This window comes from Acinetobacter sp. YH16052 (assembly GCF_013417155.1).
Taxonomy (GTDB): Bacteria; Pseudomonadota; Gammaproteobacteria; order Pseudomonadales; family Moraxellaceae; genus Acinetobacter.
Genome location: NZ_VPEO01000169.1, coordinates 1 through 1,274 on the forward strand (window position 1 = coordinate 1; position 1,274 = coordinate 1,274).

Sequence of the window (1,274 nt, forward strand, 5' to 3'; positions counted from 1 at the left end):
TGATGTGTGCTTAAAAAACAGGAGGGTTTAACTTGGTAAACTATACATACTCATTAGGAGTTTACCATGAGCAAGAAACAGAAGACTTACACCGCAGAATTTAAAGCTGAAGCCATAAAAGCCATTGAAGAGAACCAAGGTAATGTATCGGAATCCGCTAGACAACTTGGCATTTCAATGCAAACCCTTTTGAACTGGAATAACAAAGCAAAGGATGGAACTTTAGCAGGCACAAAACAGTATTCGCCCGATCTAAACGCCTTACTCGAAGAAAATAAGAAGCTTAAACAACAGCTCAAAACAGCTGAAATGGAACGTGAATTTTTAAAAAAGGCAGCAGCGTACTTTGCCAAAGAAAGTCAGTGAGGTACGCCTATATGAAATCGCAAAGCCACTTATTTCCGATTATTTTAATGGCTCGATTACTTCGTGTATCCGTTTCTCGCTTTTATGATTGGCTAAAGCGAGGCATGAGTAAAAGATCAATTCAGCGAAATCAGCAGACAATTTTGGTCAAAATAGCCCATGAAGAAACCAAACAAAGCTATGGCTATGTTCGATTAACCAAGCATTTACAAGCGCAAGGTATCAAAATAAGTACGTATGCTGTGCGCCAAATAAAAAAATCAAATCAGTTGTATTGTAAGCGCCATAAGCGTTTCAAAAGAACCACGAACAGTGATCACAACCGTTCTATTTATGACAATTTACTCAAGCAACAGTTTTCAATGACGAAGCCTAATCTTGCGTGGTCGAGTGACATTACCTACATTTGGACGGCTGAGGGCTGGTTGTACTTGGCAGCTGTCAAAGATCTTTACACGAAACAGGTTGTTGGCTATAGCTTAAATGAGCGCATGACAGCCAAGCTTGTTTGTGATGCATTGAATATGGCTATTCGCAATCAGAAACCTGCTAAAGATCTCATTGTACATTCAGACAGAGGTAGCCAATATTGCAGTAATGAATATCGAAACTTACTTGAGAAATTTGATTTTCAGGGTTCAATGAGCAAAAAAGGCGACTGCTTTGATAATGCACCGATAGAGAGTTTCTGGGGCATACTCAAAAATGAACTAGTCCATCATCGCAACTACAAAACAAGGGAAGAAGCCAAAGTGGATATTACAAAATATATAGAGTTATTTTATAATCAGCGAAGAATTCAAAAAGGCTTGGATTTTAAGACACCAAATCAAATGGCAGAAGACTTTTATCGGTTAGCTGCCTAGAATCTCCCAAGTGAAAGTCTCCTGCTAATTCAGCACACATCA

At 38.9% G+C, this 1,274-nt stretch carries 1 protein-coding gene; it reads left to right on the forward strand.

The annotated features are described in order from the left end of the window. Positions 1 to 66 precede the first annotated feature (66 nt). Positions 67 to 1,232 (forward strand): IS3 family transposase gene (locus FTV42_RS17010; protein WP_180039262.1). Its coding sequence is split into 2 segments (ribosomal slippage): positions 67 to 325 and positions 325 to 1,232, totalling 1,167 coding nucleotides; the frame shifts between segments, so codons are not numbered across the junction. Positions 1,233 to 1,274 lie beyond the last annotated feature (42 nt).